This is a genomic window from Cobetia sp. D5, from assembly GCF_035666195.1.
GTDB lineage: Bacteria > Pseudomonadota > Gammaproteobacteria > Pseudomonadales > Halomonadaceae > Cobetia > Cobetia amphilecti.
The window spans coordinates 3,780,199-3,797,410 of record NZ_CP142020.1 but is presented as its reverse complement, the minus strand read 5'-3'; the positions used below and the strand labels follow the sequence as shown (position 1 = coordinate 3,797,410).

Annotated in this window: 12 protein-coding genes; 8 read left to right on the top strand and 4 right to left on the bottom strand. The window is 63.7% G+C overall.

Annotated elements, in window-relative coordinates:
- Positions 1–12: 12 nt before the first annotated feature.
- Positions 13–1,545, top strand: coding sequence for a tRNA lysidine(34) synthetase TilS (tilS, locus tag U0O11_RS15695; protein ID WP_324690679.1), 1,533 nt, complete (start codon positions 13–15; stop codon positions 1,543–1,545).
- 41 nt (positions 1,546–1,586) lie between these two features.
- Here the strand turns inward: tilS and ppx are convergent, their stop codons facing one another.
- A complete protein-coding gene (ppx, locus tag U0O11_RS15690; RefSeq protein ID WP_405277782.1) occupies positions 1,587–3,146 on the bottom strand; it encodes an exopolyphosphatase in 1,560 nt (519 codons plus the stop codon).
- Between the two features lie 406 nt (positions 3,147–3,552).
- On the opposite strand from ppx, the gene trxA reads away from it, so the two are divergent.
- The 5 genes from trxA (at position 3,553) to folM (ending at position 8,993) form a co-directional block, all read left to right on the top strand.
- Positions 3,553–3,879 carry a thioredoxin gene (trxA, locus tag U0O11_RS15685; RefSeq protein WP_043332999.1) on the top strand — a complete coding sequence of 109 codons (327 nt, stop codon included), beginning with the start codon at positions 3,553–3,555 and terminating at the stop codon, positions 3,877–3,879.
- Between the two features lie 596 nt (positions 3,880–4,475).
- Positions 4,476–5,735, top strand: coding sequence for a transcription termination factor Rho (gene rho, locus U0O11_RS15680; protein WP_043332997.1), 1,260 nt, complete (start codon positions 4,476–4,478; stop codon positions 5,733–5,735).
- Between the two features lie 160 nt (positions 5,736–5,895).
- A complete protein-coding gene (ubiD, locus tag U0O11_RS15675; protein WP_054556519.1) occupies positions 5,896–7,365 on the top strand; it encodes a 4-hydroxy-3-polyprenylbenzoate decarboxylase in 1,470 nt (489 codons plus the stop codon).
- Positions 7,366–7,451: 86 nt separating this feature from the next.
- Complete coding sequence (locus tag U0O11_RS15670; protein WP_043332993.1) at positions 7,452–8,246, top strand: FAD-binding oxidoreductase; 795 nt, start codon at positions 7,452–7,454, stop codon at positions 8,244–8,246.
- Positions 8,247–8,279: 33 nt separating this feature from the next.
- Complete coding sequence (gene folM / locus U0O11_RS15665; protein WP_279835888.1) at positions 8,280–8,993, top strand: dihydromonapterin reductase; 714 nt, start codon at positions 8,280–8,282, stop codon at positions 8,991–8,993.
- A 177-nt stretch (positions 8,994–9,170) separates the two neighbouring features.
- On the opposite strand, the gene U0O11_RS15660 is transcribed toward folM, so the two are convergent.
- Positions 9,171–9,881: an anti-sigma factor gene (locus U0O11_RS15660; RefSeq protein ID WP_107335921.1), complete on the bottom strand. Its 711-nt coding sequence runs from the start codon at positions 9,879–9,881 to the stop codon at positions 9,171–9,173.
- Positions 9,860–10,414 carry a sigma-70 family RNA polymerase sigma factor gene (locus U0O11_RS15655; RefSeq protein ID WP_043332989.1) on the bottom strand — a complete coding sequence of 185 codons (555 nt, stop codon included), beginning with the start codon at positions 10,412–10,414 and terminating at the stop codon, positions 9,860–9,862. Before U0O11_RS15655 ends, U0O11_RS15660 begins: the two co-directional genes overlap by 22 nt.
- Before the next feature lie 726 nt (positions 10,415–11,140).
- Here U0O11_RS15655 and U0O11_RS15650 point away from each other — a divergent pair.
- Both U0O11_RS15650 and U0O11_RS15645 read left to right on the top strand, forming a co-directional pair.
- Positions 11,141–12,301, top strand: a complete 1,161-nt coding sequence (locus U0O11_RS15650) for a 3-deoxy-7-phosphoheptulonate synthase (RefSeq protein ID WP_279835889.1) — start codon at positions 11,141–11,143, stop codon at positions 12,299–12,301.
- 262 nt (positions 12,302–12,563) lie between these two features.
- Positions 12,564–14,705: a PhoX family protein gene (locus U0O11_RS15645; RefSeq protein WP_279835890.1), complete on the top strand. Its 2,142-nt coding sequence runs from the start codon at positions 12,564–12,566 to the stop codon at positions 14,703–14,705.
- A gap of 206 nt (positions 14,706–14,911) precedes the next feature.
- Here U0O11_RS15645 and ppk1 read toward each other — a convergent pair whose 3' ends face one another.
- Positions 14,912–17,197, bottom strand: a complete 2,286-nt coding sequence (ppk1, locus tag U0O11_RS15640; protein WP_131432772.1) for a polyphosphate kinase 1 — start codon at positions 17,195–17,197, stop codon at positions 14,912–14,914.
- Positions 17,198–17,212 lie beyond the last annotated feature (15 nt).

Below are 17,212 nucleotides of genomic sequence, written 5' to 3'. Positions count from 1 at the left end.
CAGGAGCCCGACATGTCTCTGTCCCCCTCACTGGATTCGCTGTGCCTGCGTGCTCAACCGCTGAGCGAGATGGCAGAGTCGCGGGCACTCGTCGCCGTGCGTGAGGCGCTCGAGGCCAGCGATGCCAGGCGCACGGTGTGGATCGCGCTCTCGGGCGGGCTGGATTCGGTGATGCTGGCGCGGCTGGCGGCTCGCGCGGTCAAGGACTGCCCGCGTCGACTGCGGCTGGTGCATGTGCATCACGGCCTGCAGGCGGCCAACGATGATTTCGAGCGCCTGGCGCGTAGGCTGGCTTCGCGTCTCGGGCTACCGCTGAGCGTGCGTCATCTGGCGCCGGCGGAGACAGCACTCAAGTCGCGAGGACTGGAGGCGGCAGCGCGCGAAGGGCGGCTGGCGGCACTGAGCGCCTGTCTGGCGGCGGGGGATAGCCTGTGGCTGGCGCAGCATCAGGATGATCAGGCCGAGACGCTGTTGCTCAACGCATTGCGTGGCAGCGGCGGGCGCGGGCTGGCGGCCATGCCGCCTGAGCGGGCGCTGGCCGTGGGCGAGGCATCCCCGGGGCGAGACCAGCGCGCCCATGAGCGGGCAAGACTACTTCGGCCGCTGTTGGGCATCCCACGCGATGAGATCCAGACACTGGCGAGCCAGCAGGGCTTGCAGGCCGGGCGCGACTGGTGCGAAGACCCCAGCAATGTCGATCAGCAGTTTGATCGCAACTACCTGCGCCACAGTGTCGTGCCGCTGCTGCAGGCGCGCTGGCCGCAGGCCGTGGCCAGCCTGGCGCGTTCGGCGCAGCAGTTGCAGGAAGAGCAGTCACTGCTTGATGAGCTGGCGGCCGAGCTGTTGGCGAAGGTTCAGGTCTCAGGCGCAAAGCGCCTGGCTCAGAGACAAGGACAGGAGCAGGGGCAGGGCCTGAATCAGAGACTTAATCAGGGCCTGGATCAGGGACGGGCGCACGAGACGCAGTTGTCACTGGCGGAGCTGGCAGGCTTGAGTGAGTCACGTCAGCGGTTGGTCCTGCGCCATCTATGCCAGTCGCGTGGCTGGCCGGTGCCGCCGCGGGGTCGCTTGATGAGCCTGCAGCAGTTGATCGCCACGCCGCCCGACTCGGTGGCCGAGGTGCACTGGGCCAATGCCGAATACACCGTCAGCGTGCGCGCGTGGCGCGGCCAGCTGTGGTGGCAGGTGTCAGATACCGTTATTGAGCAGGGTATGCGTCATCGACAAGGCGATACCGGCTACGCGAGAAGTGGTCGCCAACCCGGCGGGACGCCTTCCTGCGAGTGGGATGCTGAGGCGCGCAAGGCATGGCGGGCGCTGGGAAGGGATGAGCAGCATGTTGCCTTCACCTCACGTCAGCCGGGAGATGTACTGCGAGTGGCAGGGCGGGGGCGGCGCGATCTCAAGCGCTTGCTGCAGGAAGCCGACATCCCGCCGTGGCAGCGTGACCAGTTGCGTGTGGCACGCATGCACGACGGGACAATCGCGGGGCTGTGGCATCCCTCGCGGGGCTGGTGGCTACTGGCCGCACTCACACAGCAGTGAGGCCAGCGGGCGGTCTCGCCGATGTCTTGCGCAGTGCTCGCTCAGGCATCGGCCAGTGTCAGCGTCATGCCGGCGGCTTTCTGCAGCTCGCTTTCCTGACTGAGGTCATCGTTGATCAGGCTGTGATCGCGATATTCCTCGGTCAGATTGAGCGTCAGGTCGTCGCCTTCGGCGCTGAGATGCATGCCGAGCACCGGTGCTTCCGAGCGTGAATGGTTGAGCATCACCGCCATGCGCAGCAGGCGTGCCAGACGCGCCAGACGCGGTTGCTGCGGCTCCGGCAGCGCCGCCAGTTCGTTCTTGGGGAACTTGCGACGGTGGGCGCGGACCAGGAAGGCCAGCGCGCGCTGTTCCGGACGCGAGAAGCCGAGCAGGTCGGAATGCTCGAGCAGGTAGGCGCCATGGCGATGGAACTGGCTATGGGAAATCGCCTGGCCGACTTCGTGGAGGTCAGCGGCCCAGCTCAGCAGCTGACGTGACGTTGCCCCCAGCGCCCAGTCGCCGGCGACCTGATCGAACAGCTGCAGGGCGGTGTCGCGCACATTGCTGGCGTGGCGGGTATCGATGCCGTAACGACGCTGCAGCGACTCGATGGCCGACAGACGTGAATCCTCCGGCGTGTTGCGCCCGATCAGATCGAACAGTACGCCTTCACGCAGCGCGCCGTCGGAGTAGCGCATCTGCTCCAGTCCCAGTGCCTCGAAGACACCGCACAGGATGGCGATGCCCGCCGGGAAGACGGTGGCGCGATCGCTCTTCAGGCCCGGCAGGCTGACCTTGTCGAGGCGCTTGAACTCCAGCAGTGCCGCGCGCAGCTTGTGCAGCCCTTCACGTGTGACCACGCCATGTGGGGCCCAGCCGTGCGCTTCCAGCACGTTGGCGGCGGCCTTGATGGTGCCGGAGGAGCCGACCGGGTCATCCCAGCCCATCTCGCGATAGGTGCGCTGGATGCTGGCCAGTTCCGAGCGTGCGGCCAGCTCGGCGCGGCGCATGCGCTTCTCGCTGATCTCGCCGTCCTGGAAGAAGGCCTTGGTATAGGCGACGCAGCCCATGTGCAGGCTTTCCAGCAGCTGGGGCTCGAATTGCTCACCGATGATGAACTCGGTGGAACCGCCGCCGATATCGACGATCAGGCGCTTGCCGTGCACATCGGCCAGTGCATGCGCCGCGCCCAGATAGATCAGGCGGGCTTCTTCGCGCCCGGCGATGATCTCGATGGGATGCCCCAGCAGGGCCTCGGCACGCTCGATCAGTTCTTCACTGTTATGCGCGGCGCGCAGGGCGTTGGTGCCCACGACCCGCAGATGGTCGGCCTCGATGCCATCGATGAAGGGCGCGAACTGGGCGAGGCAGTTGAGGGCGCGCTCCATGGCTTCCTCGCTGAGCATGCCGTCTTCGTCCAGCCCTGCCGCCAGCTGGACCTTCTCACCCTGCTTGGCCACGACCTGCAATTGCCCCGCCTGATGGTTGGCCAGCAGCAGGTGGAAGCTGTTGGAACCCAGATCGATGGCGGCCAGCTTCAGCAGCGGGGCCTCGTTGCCGGCGCTGCCTTCATCAGAGGCGGTGGGTTGCGGCTGCTGGGAGGGTGCTGATTCACTCAAGGGCGGAGTCCTTTACGGCGGGTCATTCATGGCAGGCATCATGCACTGCCTCCTTCACGCCAACTCCTGCGACGGCTTCCTTGCATAGCGACCATGGCGCAATGAAGTTGTCGTGAGCGTGGGCGGCCACCGGGCGCGAGCCTGCTGCGGGAAGATGACGCTGGCAGCAGGGCGCGGCGGCGACTCTCGCAAGATTGCGGCGACTGGCCAGAGGTGTCAAACCGGTGTCACACACGGCGCCATCACCACGAGGGGCTGGCGGCACATTCAGCGCATGGGGCATGCTATTCTAGCGGCGTGATATGACAGAACGACGAAGTCGCGGGTCATCATCACGCTCAATGAGTCGCAAGCCATCACGCAGCACAATCAGCAAGACCAACCGGGTCTGGGAGATAACGTCGCGATGAGCGAACGTGTGGTACCGATTGCAGAAAGGGACTTCGAATCCGTGGTGCTGGAGAGCGAGCATCCGGTGCTGGTGGATTTCTGGGCTTCCTGGTGCGGGCCGTGCAAGAGCGTGGCACCGACGCTGGAATCCCTGGCCGAGGAGTACGAAGGGCAGCTCAAGATCGTCAAGGTCGATGTCGATGAAGCTCCCGAGCTTGCCGCCCGCTTCGGCGTGCGCGGTGTGCCGACATTGATGCTGTTTGTGGGCGGCAATGTCGAAGCCAGCAAGGTGGGCGCCATGCCGCGCGCGCAGCTGGCAGCCTTTCTGGATGCTAATCTGTGAGACGGGCCTTGCCGCCGTCGGGTGCCTTGAGACGCCAGTGAAAGCGTCATGTCAGCGGCGGCTATCGCAGCACTGGCTGGCCGCTGGTGAGCGCTTCAGGCAGCGCCGGGTGCGCCACCAGGCCGCCGGGGCTTGCGTTCAGGGGCCGGCTTGACTACCATCGAGGCGTTCGCCTGATTACACGCTCTCTGATTGCGTCATGTCGACCGTCCCACGGTCCCCCAGTTGTCAGCCAGCCCTCTGGTAATGCTGCCCGCGACATGCCGGCCAGCCACCAGGCGATTCATACCGCTAGATTCCATATCGAGAAGACTTTTCTGTCAGGAAGCATGACGCTCCGTGTCCCTTCGACCGGTCCGTCGTCGCTGGACATCCGTAGCTCGACACTCCGTTGCTGAATTCGTTGTTCGGCCGTGGTGAGTGATCTTTCCTGAACTTTTGGCACCTGTCTTCATCCAGCTCAGGCGCTTGCCTCCGGGAATGCTGTCGAGTTCTGTCTGCACCTTTGCAGTGCCGGTCCTTGCCTTCTGCCCGTCTTCTCGATTCCCTTCTTATCTATCAGCCCTGCTGACCTGAGCCACGTTCAAACAAAGCCGATGAATCTTACCCAACTCAAGCAAAATACTGTCCCCGAACTGCTGGAACTTGCCCAGACGATGGGCATCGATAATCTGGCACGTTCGCGCAAGCAGGACATCATCTTCGCCATCCTCAAGAAGCACGCGAAAAGCGGTGAGGACATCTACGGCGACGGCGTTCTGGAAATCCTGCAGGACGGCTTCGGCTTCCTTCGCAGTGCAGACTCTTCCTACCTCGCGGGTCCTGATGACATCTACGTTTCACCGTCCCAGATCCGTCGCTTCAATCTGCGCAAGGGCGACACCATCTCCGGCAAGATTCGTCCGCCGAAGGAAGGGGAGCGTTACTTCGCGCTGCTCAAGGTCAATCAGATCAACTTTGACCGCCCCGAGAATGCCAAGCACAAGATCCTGTTCGAGAACCTGACGCCGCTGTTCCCGCAGTCGCGCCTGCTGATGGAAATCGGCAACGGCTCCACCGAAGACATCACCTCGCGCATCCTTGATCTGACCGCACCGATCGGCAAGGGCCAGCGTGGTCTGATCGTCTCGCCGCCCAAGGCGGGCAAGACGATGATGCTGCAGAACATCGCCGCCTCCATCACGCGCAACAACCCCGAATGTCACCTCATCGTGCTGCTGATCGATGAGCGTCCCGAGGAAGTTACCGAGATGTCGCGCACCGTGCGTGGCGAAGTCGTGGCCTCCACCTTTGATGAGCCGCCGGCCCGTCACGTCCAGGTCGCCGAGATGGTGATCGAGAAGGCCAAGCGTCTGGTCGAGCACAAGAAGGATGTCGTCATCCTGCTTGATTCCGTGACCCGTCTGGCGCGTGCCTACAACACCGTGGTGCCGTCCTCCGGCAAGGTGCTGACCGGTGGTGTCGACGCTCACGCCCTCGAGAAGCCGAAGCGCTTCTTCGGTGCCGCGCGTAACATCGAAGAAGGCGGCAGCCTGACCATCCTCGCCACGGCGCTGGTCGATACAGGTTCCAAGATGGACGAAGTCATCTTCGAGGAATTCAAGGGCACCGGTAACATGGAAGCTCACCTCGACCGCAAGCTGGCCGAGCGTCGTGTCTTCCCGGCCCTCAACATCCGTCGTTCCGGCACGCGTCGTGAAGACCTGATCGCGTCCGAGGATGAAATGCAGCGCATGTGGATCCTGCGCAAGCTGCTCAACCCGATGGAAGACGTGGCAGCTACCGAATTCCTGATCGATCGCCTGAAAGATACCAAGACCAACCTCGAGTTCTTCGAGGCCATGAAGCGCCGCTGATCGACACTTGGCCCAGCCGGTTGGCTGGCCATGCTCTCGACAGGTGCTTGCCAGGACGCCCACTTCCCGCCCGGGAAGTGGGCGTCTTGCGTTGCTGACCTGCCGAGTGCCGGCTGGCAATGGTATGCTCGGGACTTGATCAAGCCGAGCGGAAACTCCCATGCAGTATCGAGACTTACGCGATTTCATCGCGGCGCTGGAAGAGAAGGGCGAACTCAAGCGCATTCGTGCCGAGGTGGACCCCTATCTGGAGATGACCGAGATCTGCGATCGCACCCTGAAGGCGGGTGGTCCGGCGTTGCTGTTCGAGAACGTCAAGGGCCACAGCATGCCGGTGCTGGGCAATCTGTTCGGCACGCCGCGGCGCGTGGCGCTGGGTATGGGGCAGGAGTCTGTCGAGGCGCTGCGCGAAGTCGGCGAGCTGCTGGCCTTCCTCAAGGAGCCGGAGCCGCCCAAGGGCTTCCGTGATGCCTGGGACAAGCTGCCGATCTTCAAGCAGGTGATGAGCATGGGGCCGAAGAAGGTCAAGCGTGCGCCCTGTCAGGAGATCGTGCTGGAAGGGGATGATGTCGATCTCGACATGATTCCGATTCAGCACTGCTGGCCCGGGGATGCCGCGCCGCTGGTGACCTGGCCGCTGGTGATCACCCGTGGTCCGCACAAGGAGCGCCAGAACCTCGGCATCTATCGTCAGCAGAAGCTCGGCAAGAATCGCCTGATCATGCGCTGGCTGGCACACCGTGGCGGCGCGCTGGACTTCCGCGAGTGGCAGAAGGCCCATCCGGGCGAGCCCTTCCCGGTCGCGGTGGCGCTGGGTGCCGATCCGGCCACCATCCTCGGCGCTGTCACGCCGGTGCCGGATTCACTCTCCGAGTATGCCTTTGCCGGTCTGCTGCGCGGCTCGCGCACCGAGCTGGTCAAATGCGGCCTGTCGGATCTCGAAGTCCCGGCCAGCGCCGAGATCATCCTGGAAGGCTATCTGTATCCGGATGACGTGGCACCGGAAGGCCCCTACGGCGATCACACCGGCTATTACAACGAGGTGGAGACCTTCCCCGTCTTTACCATCGAGCGCATCACCCATCGGCGCGACCCGATCTATCACTCCACCTATACCGGGCGTCCGCCGGATGAGCCGGCGATTCTCGGCCTGGCGCTCAATGAAGTCTTCGTGCCGATTCTGCGCAAGCAGTTCCCGGAGATCGTCGACTTCTATCTGCCGCCGGAAGGCTGCTCCTACCGCATGGCGGTGGTGACGATGAAGAAGCAGTACCCCGGCCACGCCAAGCGCGTGATGATGGGGGTCTGGAGTTTCCTGCGTCAGTTCATGTACACCAAGTTCGTGATCGTGCTGGATGATGATGTCGATGCCCGCAAGTGGGAAGATGTCATCTGGGCCATCACCACGCGCATGGACCCGAGCCGTGATACCGTTCTGGTCGACAATACGCCGATCGATTATCTGGACTTCGCCTCGCCAACGGCGGGGCTTGGCTCCAAGATGGGCATGGACGCGACCAACAAGTGGCCCGGCGAGACGGACCGCGAGTGGGGCGAGCCCATCGTGATGAGCGAAGAGATCACATCCCGTGTCGATGAACGCTGGGACAGTCTGGGCATTCTGGACTGATTCCGCGACAGACCATCAACACCCATGCATTTACCCTGTCGTTGCGCGGCGCGCTGGCGGCAGGCATCAGATAACAAGAGGATACGATGACGGCGCGGACCCTGACCTGTCATGTCGAGAGTGTGGAAGATCTGACCCCGGACGTGTTTCGTGTGCGCTTCGCCGCACGTCCCGAGGCCCTGGCGCACGCGCCGGGCCAGTATCTCGAGATGAAGCTCGATGACACCACCTGGGTACCGTTCTCCATCGCCAATGCCGCCAGTGATGATGGCGTGCTCGAGCTGCATATCCAGCATTGGCCGGAGCGCAGCAATTCCGCGCGTCTGCGCAGCCTGCTGGTCGCGGCCAATCAACTTGAGCTGCGCCTGCCCAGTGGCGAGTGCGTGCTGGACCTCGACGACCCCAGCCCCATCGTGCTGATCTGTGCCGGCACCGGGTTCTCGCAGATGCACGCCATGCTGCAGGCGGCGTTTGCGCGTGGCCTGACCCAGCCCATCGAGCTGTGGTGGGCGGCGCGCGAGCGTCGCGATCTGTACCTGGAGAGCGCGGCGCTCAACTGGGCCGCCAGTCAGCCCAACTTCCGTTATTTCCCGGTGCTGGAAGAAGCGCCGGAAGTCGGTGATGCCCACCATCGCGCGCTGGAAGCGGCCGGTGTCGAGGCCGCTTTCAATGGCCATCTGGGGCGTATCGACGAGGCGCTGCGCAAGCACGCGGGCAGCATGGCGGGCAAGCGCGTCTATCTGTCCGGCTCGCCGGGCATGGTCTATGCCTGTGTCGATGCGCTGACGCCATTGGGTGTCGAGGCCAGCGCGCTGAGCTCCGATGTGTTCAGCTATGCGCCACGCGAGCCGCTGCTGGACCCGGCGCTGGTCTCTGCCTGAAGCAGCCTGACATTGCCTGAAGGAGTCGAGTGAATGAGCCAGTCCCCGATACTGATCACGGGCGGCGCCCAGCGTCTGGGGCGCTATTGTGCCGAGCGACTGATCGATGATGGTCATCCGGTCATCATCAGTTATCGACGCGAGCGGGAAGAGCTCGATGCCCTGCGCGCGCTGGGCATTCGCACCGTGCAGACGGATTTCTCCAGCGAGGCAGGCATCCAGGCCTTCATCGCGGCGATTCGTGAGCTGACTCCGACATTGCGGGCCATCGTGCACAATGCCGGCGACTGGGCGCCGGATGGCGACGGCGAGGGGCAGGGCGAGCTGTTCGAGCAGCTGTTCCGTGTCCACATGCAGGCGCCGTACCTGATCAATCTGGCGCTGCGCGATCTGCTGGAAGCCGGAGTCGAGACGCAGGCGGACATCGTCCACATGAGTGACTTCGTGGTCCAGAAGGGCTCGCGCAAGCATGCGGCCTACGCGGCCAGCAAGGCGGGGCTCGAGAACCTGACCTTGTCGTTCGCGTCGATGTTCGCGCCACGCATCCAGGTCAACACCATCGCGCCGGCGCTGATCATGCTGCGCCCGGACGATGATGATGACTATGCCGAGCGTGCGCGCGCCAAGTCGTTGATGCAGCAGGTGCCGGGGCCAGGCGTCATCTGGCAGGCACTGCGCTATCTGCTGGACAGTCCCTATGTCACGGGCACGACCCTGCCGGTGGATGGTGGCCGCCACCTGCGCTGATAGCTTGTGTCAGTGCTCTTTCGGTTATCGCTTTTGATTTTCGAGGCGTGACATTCGAGACCTGAGCACCGCACAAAAAAGCCCCCGCTTCTCAGCGGGGGCTTTTTTTCGTTGCTGCGACCGTTGTTGCGATCGTTGTGGCGATCGTTGCTACTACATCCTGTACTAGCGAAGCGCTTACAGGATGTGGCGGCCTTCGACCGGCGTCAGCTGGCCCTTCTTGAGGGTCGGGCCCATCTGGTTGCCGGAGGGAGCGCCCTGCGGGCTTTCCAGCGTGATCACCAGGTCGCTGTCGGGGAAGGCGGCCAGATACTCCTTGGGCACCTCGACCTTCATGGTGCCGGAGTGCGGCAGGATGCCCAGTGACATCGGCTCCTTGCCATCCTTGGCCATCAGCCACAGCTCGCAGACCTTGCCGGGGGCCGGCGCTTCGGGCCTGACGGCCTGCACCATCATCTCGCCCGAGTGGGAGGCGTTGACGATCCAGCCGGGGCTGCTGTCAGAGTTGTTGACCACGAACACGTAGTCGCTCTCCATGCCCGCGTTGTGCCCCAGGCTGAAGGTCAGGGTGACTGCCAGTGCCAGGCTGAACGCCGTGGCGGTCATGCCCTGCCACAGGCCCAGGCGACGCCACCAGGGCTGACGGGCGGTGCCCGTCGCCTCGGCGATGCCTTGCCAGACATGGGCCGGTGGCGTGACGGGGGGAAGCTGTTCATTGAACACGTTGAGATGCTCGCGCCAGCGCTCCACATCACGTTGCAGGTCGTGGCTGACGGCCAGCAGTGACTCGAATGCCGCGCGCTCGTCGCGTGTCAATGTGCCGAGCGCATATTCGCCCGCTGCGGCTTCGCGCAGTTCCGGGTCGCTCAGATCAAATGACTCATGCATGTCTTCAACCTCTCGAGTCCACGACGGACCCAGCTCTTGACGGTGCCCAAGGGCTGGTCCAGTTGATTGGCCAGATCCTGGTGGGTGAGGCCTTCGAAGTAGGCCAGTTCCAGGGCGCGGCGTTGATCGTCATTCAGCTCGGCCAGGCACTGGTGGAGTTCACCACTGTGCTGGGCCAGGTCGACATCTGCCTCGATATCACTCCGCCCCGGCATGGCGGCGATCAATTCATCGCTGTCATGCTCGCTGGGTCGCTGTCGACGTATCCAGTCGATGGCGATGTTGCGGGTCATGGTGCCGAGCCAGGTCATCGGGCGGGCGCGGCCGGCGTCATACTGGGCGGCGGCGGCCCATACCCGGATGTAGACCTGCTGAAGACAATCCTGCGCGGATGCCTCATGTCTCAAGATACGCAGCAACTGAGCGTATAGATGCGCACTGGTCGCTCGATAGAGCTGATCCAGTGCCTTGGCATCCTGCCGGGCGCATCCCGACAGATACTCAATCAGTGCATCATTTCGGGAATCCTGCATGCATGCATTCCAAGCTGTGGGCGCGGTGTCAGGCACCGCTGGACGAATGCGTGTTGCCGATCATGTTGCTCGACAACCAAAGATTATACTGATGCCACTTCAGGCTGATAGCCCTTCTTTATGCGTGCGGGCAACGGTTTGTTGCCGGTTCACGCTTGCGCAGGACGATCTGGAGTGCAAGGATAGGCCTATCACCTTTTCATCGTCACCACTGGATACCGGCCCGCCCCATGAATCAGACCACCAGCCACCGCCCGTTCACTGTCGCTGCCTGCCCTTCGGGCCAGGTCGTGACGGCGGCGTGTGCGGCCGGCTATTGGTATTGGTTTACACAGGGGCGCGCCTGAGGTTACGGCGCGCCTGTCTCGTACGGGCTGCCACCACCTTGAAGAACCCCCGGTCGCAGCCACGGCCGGGGGTTCTTGCGTTTCGGGCCTTGCGAAATCCATGACGAGAGGCATGCCACCCTAACGTGCCGACAATGATTGCAGCATGAATGACGAGAGGAATGACCATGCGCACCACTATCCTGACTACCCGCTTTTCTCTTGCCTCCGCTCGGGTCGTGCATGGTTATTGGCGCTGGCGATTTAGCGGCGTCCTGCCTCTTTCCGCTGTCACCGCGGGGCAGGGCGAGCAACACCGGGGTGACGATTCGCGAAGTCCCTGTCTGTCAGAATGAATATTGCGTGATGGAGCCGAGGCTTCATCACAGGAGAGAAGACCATGAACGCCAGCCTTGAACGCGTGTTGACCGCCAACCCGCATACTGCCGACGCCACTGTTGATCCCTTGACTGCCGAGAACGCCACCGTGACCCGCTCTGATGCCGCCCAGACACCGACCACACCCGGACGCATCAGTCGTGAAGCCCTGCCCAGCGCCAGCGAGTTGCGCGAGCAGCTGCCGGTGGACGCCGACCTGGCCGGCCAGATTCGCCAGCATCGCGATGAGATCAACGCCATTCTCGCCGGCGACGATGATCGTCTGCTGGTGGTGGTCGGGCCGTGCTCCATCCATGACCTCAAGGCCGCGCGCGAGTACGCCCAGCGCCTGGCGGTGATCGAGCCGCAGGTGCGTGATCGCCTCAAGCTGGTGATGCGTGTCTATGTCGAGAAGCCGCGCACCACGGTGGGCTGGAAGGGGCTGGCCTATGATCCGCACCTGGATGGCAGCGATGACATGGCCACCGGCCTGCGTCAGGCACGCGAGCTGATGCGCGAGATCAACCAGCTGGGCCTGCCGGTGGCGACGGAGCTGCTGCAGCCGCTGACCGCCGCCTACCTGGAAGACCTGCTCGGCTGGGCGGCCATCGGCGCCCGCACCACCGAGTCGCAGATCCATCGCGAGATGGCCTCCGGCCTCGGCTGTGCAGTGGGCTTCAAGAACGGCACTGACGGAGGCGTCGAGGTCGCCGTGCAGGCCATCGGGGCGGCGGCGCATGGGCATCGCCACTTCGGCATGGATGACAGCGGACGTCCGGCGCTGATCGAGACCGCGGGCAACCCGCACACCCATGTGGTGCTGCGCGGCGGCCATGGCCAGCCCAACTATGACGCCGCCTCGGTGGCCGCCTGCCGGCGTGAGCTGGAAGGCGCTGGCCTGACGCCGCGCCTGATGGTCGATTGCAGCCACGCCAATTCCCGCAAGGACCACCGTCGCCAGAGCGAAGTGATGCTGGATGTGCTCTCTCAGCGCCTGGCGGGGGATGATGCCTTGATCGGCGTGATGCTCGAGAGCCACCTCAATGAAGGCAAGCAGGCCTTGCCGGCAGCGGAGAAGCTCTCCCAGCTGCGTCATGGCGTGTCCGTCACCGATGCATGCCTTGGCTGGGAAACCACCGAGCACCTGCTGAGCCTGGCCGCCGAGCGCCTGCGCGAGGCCTGAGGTCAGACGTCAGGCGCCAGACTCGCGCCTCGATGGGAGGATGACGTCGCGCTTGCCTGATGTTTGCTGAATTTGTCGGCTTGTCCTGAAGTCCCCAGCGCCCAACGGTCGAAAGGCCGTTGGGCGCTGTCGTCTCTTGCCTTTGTTGCCCGTTCGTCACGGAATTGTCATCGGGCTCGCGTATCACTCTTGTTGCCTTCGGCATGCCCTCAAGGGGCATGCCTGAACAGAACAACCCGAAACCTGACTACGGGGAAGCGACATGAGCAAGGAAATCGAAGACCATCGCCTGCTTAATCCCAGCAGCAACGAGACGTTCTCATCCGTCATCGAACGACACATCTCGCGTCGTCGTGTCCTGCAGGGTGGCCTGGGCATGGCGGCTGCCAGCATGCTGGGTGGTTTCGGTCTTGCGGGGCTGAGCACCACGGCCAACGCCGCCAGCAATGCTGCGGGCGAGAAGACGGCTCTGGCACTGGCCTTCGAATCGATCAAGGGTTCACGCACGGATGCAGTCGTGGTTCCCAAGGGGTATACCGCACAGGTGCTGGCGCCGTGGGGCACGCCGCTCAATGCCAAGGCACCCAAGTGGAGCAAGGACCTGGCGATGACGCCGGAGATCCAGCTCAACACCGTCGGCATGCATCACGATGGCATGCACAATTTCGCCTTGAGCGACGACACGGCCTCCAGCAACTTCCTGCTGGTCATGAACAACGAATACATCGATCAGGATGCTCTGTGGGCACCCAAGGGCGGCGCAACCAATGCGGATTCCGGCAAGCGTCCGGCCGATGAAGTGCGCACCGAGATCAATGCCCATGGCGTGACCATCGTCGAGGTCAAGAAGGCCAGCAACGGCAAGTGGGAAGTGGTGGGCGATTCGCGCTACAACCGCCGCTACACCAGCGCCAGCGAAATGAAGCTGAGCGGCCCGGTGGCGGGCAGCGATTACGTCAAGACGGCCTTCTCGCCGGATGGCATGCGCACCCGTGGTACCAACAACAACTGCGCCAACGGCTACACCCCATGGGGCACCTACCTGACCTGCGAAGAGAACTGGCCGGGTTACTTCGTCAAGCGCAGCGATCGTCAGCTCGATGACAACCGCATCGGCATCGAGACCGAGCGTGGCCGCTATGGCTGGGAAACCGCCGCCGGGGATGCCAGTGAAGTCGATGGCGAATTCGCGCGTTTCGACAACACGCCGACGGCAGACACCGCCGACAAGGATTACCGCAACGAGCCGCGGACCTTCGGCTATATCGTCGAGATCGACCCCTACACCGGCGAGCAGGCCATCAAGCGCACCGCGCTGGGCCGCTTCCGTCACGAAGGTTGCTGGCCGGGCAAGCTGGTCGAGGGTGAGCCGGTGGTCTTCTACTCCGGTCACGATTCGCGCAACGAGTACATCTACAAGTTCGTGTCGGACGCCAAGTGGGACGCCGCTGATGCCCGTGGCGCCGGTGACTTCAAGGACCGCCTGGCGATCGGCGACAAGTACCTGGACAAGGGCACGCTGTATGTCGCCCAGTTCTCCGCCGATGGCACCGGCACGTGGCTCAAGCTGACCCCGGACGCCGTGACCAAGGATGGCCGCACCCTGGCCGAGGCACTGGGGCTGGCGGCCGATGACCTGGCTGGCATCATCATCCACACCACCGATGCGGCTGACCTGATGGGCGCGACCCCGATGGACCGCCCGGAGTGGGGCGCGGTGGACCCGGTGTCCGGTGAGGTCTACATGACGCTGACCAACAACTCCAAGCGTACCGAGGAAGGCACTGACGCCGCCTTCACCAACGATGGCACCGCCATCGAGGAGCCGGGTGTCGGTTACAAGACCGCGCCGACCAACGCGGCCAATCCGCGTGGCAACAACGAAGCGGGTCAGATCATCCGCTGGCGTGAAGCGGGCGATCACAAGGCCTTCGATTGGGAGATCTTCGTGTTCGGCGCAGCGGCCAGCGATGCCGACAACCTGTCCGGCCTGACCGAGATGAACGAGTTCGCCAGTCCCGATGGCCTCTACTTCGATGGCCGCGAAGGTCAGGACAGCATCCTGTGGATCCAGACCGACAACGGCTACGAAGGCATCACCGAGGTCACCAATGACCAGCTGCTGGCGGTCGTGCCGGCAGGTCTCGAGCAGGCCGAGGGTGACGCGGCCGTGATCGGTGCCGACAACCAGGCGCAGCTCAAGCGCTTCGCGGTGGGCCCGAACGGTTGTGAAGTCACCGGTATCTTCACTACCCCGGACAAGACCGCGATGTTCATCAACATCCAGCACCCGGCCAACTGGCCGCAGAGCGATGACGCCACCGCCGAGACCGACGGCAGCGTGCGTGCCCGCGCCGCGACCGTGGTCATCCAGCGCGAAGATGGCGGCCAGATCGGCGTCTGATGTAAGCCGCCGCGCGTCAGGTGTGAACGCGAAGCCCCCGTATCGATGATACGGGGGCTTTTTCATGCGCCTGAACCTGGCCCCGCTTCGCTTGAGGGTGCTTGGTCGATCAAGCGGGTGGGGAGGGCCAACGACAACGGCCCCCACGCAAGCATGAGGGCCGAGAGTTCATGAGCTTTGTTCTGTCCTGACCTTGCCGAGCGCGATCAGGCCTTGGCGGCGTAGGCGAACAGCAGGGTTTCCTGCACGCTGATCGGTTCCGCGTCGCCGGCATCCAGCTGGGTGTAGTGGCCATCGCTTTCCAGACGCCAGCTCTGGCAGTTGTCGACCAGATAGGTGTCCAGGTCCTTGCGGATACGCTGGGCCAGCTTCTTGTCGAGCAGCGGGAAGCAGGTCTCGACGCGGTGGAACATGTTGCGCTCCATGTAATCCGCGCTGGAGCACCAGGTTTCCGGCTGACCGGCATTGTGGAAGTGGAAGGTGCGCGTGTGTTCGAGGAAGCGACCGATCACCGAGCGTACGCGGATGTTGTCGGAAATCCCCGGCACGCCAGGGCGCAGACAGCAGACGCCGCGGATGATCAGGTCACACTGCACGCCAGCCCGCGAGGCGCGGTAGAGGGCGCGAATCAGCTTGGGCTCGGTCAGTGAATTGCATTTGATGATGATGTGGGCGCGCTTGCCTTTCTCGGCATTGCGCGCTTCACGGTCGATCATCTCCACCATGCGCTCATGCAGTGTGAAGGGCGCGTGCAGCAGCTTCTCGATATTGCGCTGCTTGCCCATGCCGGTCAGCTGCTGGAAGACCTTGTGGACGTCCTCGCACAGCGTCTCGTTGGCGGTCAGCAGGCTGTAATCGGTATACAGGCGCGCCGTCTTGGCATGGTAGTTACCGGTGCCCAGGTGCGCGTAGTGACGCAGCTCGCCGTGTTCACGTCGCACGATATGCAGCATCTTGGCATGGGTCTTGTAGGCCATCACGCCGTAGATGACGATGGCGCCGGCTTCCTGCAGGCGTGAGGCCAGCTGCAGGTTGTCGGCCTCATCGAAGCGCGCCCGCAGCTCGATCACCACGGTGATCTCCTTGCCCTGACGTGCGGCTTCCACCAGCGAGGAGACGATGTTGGAGTCGGCGCCGGTGCGATAGAGGGTCTGCTTGATGGCCAGCACGTTCGGGTCACGCGCCGCCTCGGCGAGCAGGTTCTCGACCGGGGAGAAGGACTGGAAGGGGTGATGCAGCAGGATGTCCTCGCGACGGATCGCATCGAACAGGCTGTTGTCGCCCTTGAGCGCCTTGGGAATGCCCGGGGTGAACGGGGCGTAGAGCAGGTCCTCGCGGCCGACGTCGCCGATGACTTCCATCAGGCGGTTGAGGTTGACCGGGCCCTTGACCTGATAGAGGTCACGCGTTTCCAGGTCGAACTGCTTGAGCAGGAAGGTGTAGAGCGCTTCCGGGCAGTTGTCGGCCACCTCGAGACGCACCCCGTCGCCGTAGCGGCGCGCCAGCAGCTCGCCACGCAGCGCGGAGGCCAGGTCGGAGACATCCTCGGCATCCACCGAGAGGTCGGCGTTGCGGGTCAGGCGGAACTGATAGCAGCCCTTGATCTTCATGCCCGGGAACAGCTCCTGGGCGTGAGCGTGGATCATCGAGGACAGGAAGACGTATTCGGTGTACCCCGGCTCGACGAGGCCATCCGGGATGCGGATCAGACGCGGCAGCGAGCGCGGGGCCGGCAGGATGGCCAGGCCACCTTCACGACCGAAGGCATCCTTGCCTTCCAGCTCGACGATGAAGTTGAGGCTCTTGTTGACCAGGCGCGGGAACGGGTGCGACGGGTCGAGGCCGATCGGGCTGATGACCGGCTGGATCTCTTCCTCGAAGTAATCGCGCACCCAGGCCTTCTGGGCATCGTTCCACTGATTGCGGCGACGGAAGCGGATGTGCTGCTCTTCCAGCGCGGGGATCAGGTCCTCGTTGAGCATGCGGTACTGGCGTTCGACCTGCTCATGCGTGATGCGGGATACCTCATCGAGCACCTTGCTCGGCAGCATGCCGTCACAGCCGGGGTCGGTGCGATCGAAGGCGATCTGATGCTTGAGACCCGCCACGCGAATCTCGAAGAACTCGTCCATGTTGGACGTGAAGATCAGCAGGAACATCAAGCGGTTGAGCAGCGGATGCGAGGTATCCTTGGCCTGCTCGAGTACGCGGATGTTGAACTGCAGGTTGGACAGCTCGCGATTGAAGTACAGCGCCGGATCAGCGAGATCAGCCTCGGGGGAGGGGGTGGCCTTGGCATGGATACCGGTACGCGTCCGGTTGACGCGCAGGGGCAGCGGTTCCTGAGCCGGCGGCTCATCCGCCGCCAGCTCGATCTCGCCTTCCCGTGGGGTGGATGCTGCCTTGGGGGCAGCATCCTTGTCGCGACTGTCAGCGACTTCCGGCAGGGTCGCCGTGTTGTTGTCGGTGTCTTGCTTGGGCGTCTGTTCCATCATCAACTCCATGAT

Excerpts from the sequence above, each read along its gene's own strand:
- U0O11_RS15660 (WP_107335921.1), bottom strand. The coding sequence starts at position 9,881 with ATGCATGAGTCATTTGATCTGAGCGACCCGGAACTGCGCGAAGCCGCA.
- ppk1 (WP_131432772.1), bottom strand. The coding sequence starts at position 17,197 with ATGGAACAGACGCCCAAGCAAGACACCGACAACAACACGGCGACCCTG.
- trxA (WP_043332999.1), top strand. The coding sequence starts at position 3,553 with ATGAGCGAACGTGTGGTACCGATTGCAGAAAGGGACTTCGAATCCGTG.
- folM (WP_279835888.1), top strand. The coding sequence starts at position 8,280 with ATGAGCCAGTCCCCGATACTGATCACGGGCGGCGCCCAGCGTCTGGGG.
- U0O11_RS15650 (WP_279835889.1), top strand. The coding sequence starts at position 11,141 with ATGAACGCCAGCCTTGAACGCGTGTTGACCGCCAACCCGCATACTGCC.
- tilS (WP_324690679.1), top strand. The coding sequence starts at position 13 with ATGTCTCTGTCCCCCTCACTGGATTCGCTGTGCCTGCGTGCTCAACCG.
- U0O11_RS15670 (WP_043332993.1), top strand. The coding sequence starts at position 7,452 with ATGACGGCGCGGACCCTGACCTGTCATGTCGAGAGTGTGGAAGATCTG.
- U0O11_RS15655 (WP_043332989.1), bottom strand. The coding sequence starts at position 10,414 with ATGCAGGATTCCCGAAATGATGCACTGATTGAGTATCTGTCGGGATGC.
- ubiD (WP_054556519.1), top strand. The coding sequence starts at position 5,896 with ATGCAGTATCGAGACTTACGCGATTTCATCGCGGCGCTGGAAGAGAAG.
- U0O11_RS15645 (WP_279835890.1), top strand. The coding sequence starts at position 12,564 with ATGAGCAAGGAAATCGAAGACCATCGCCTGCTTAATCCCAGCAGCAAC.
- rho (WP_043332997.1), top strand. The coding sequence starts at position 4,476 with ATGAATCTTACCCAACTCAAGCAAAATACTGTCCCCGAACTGCTGGAA.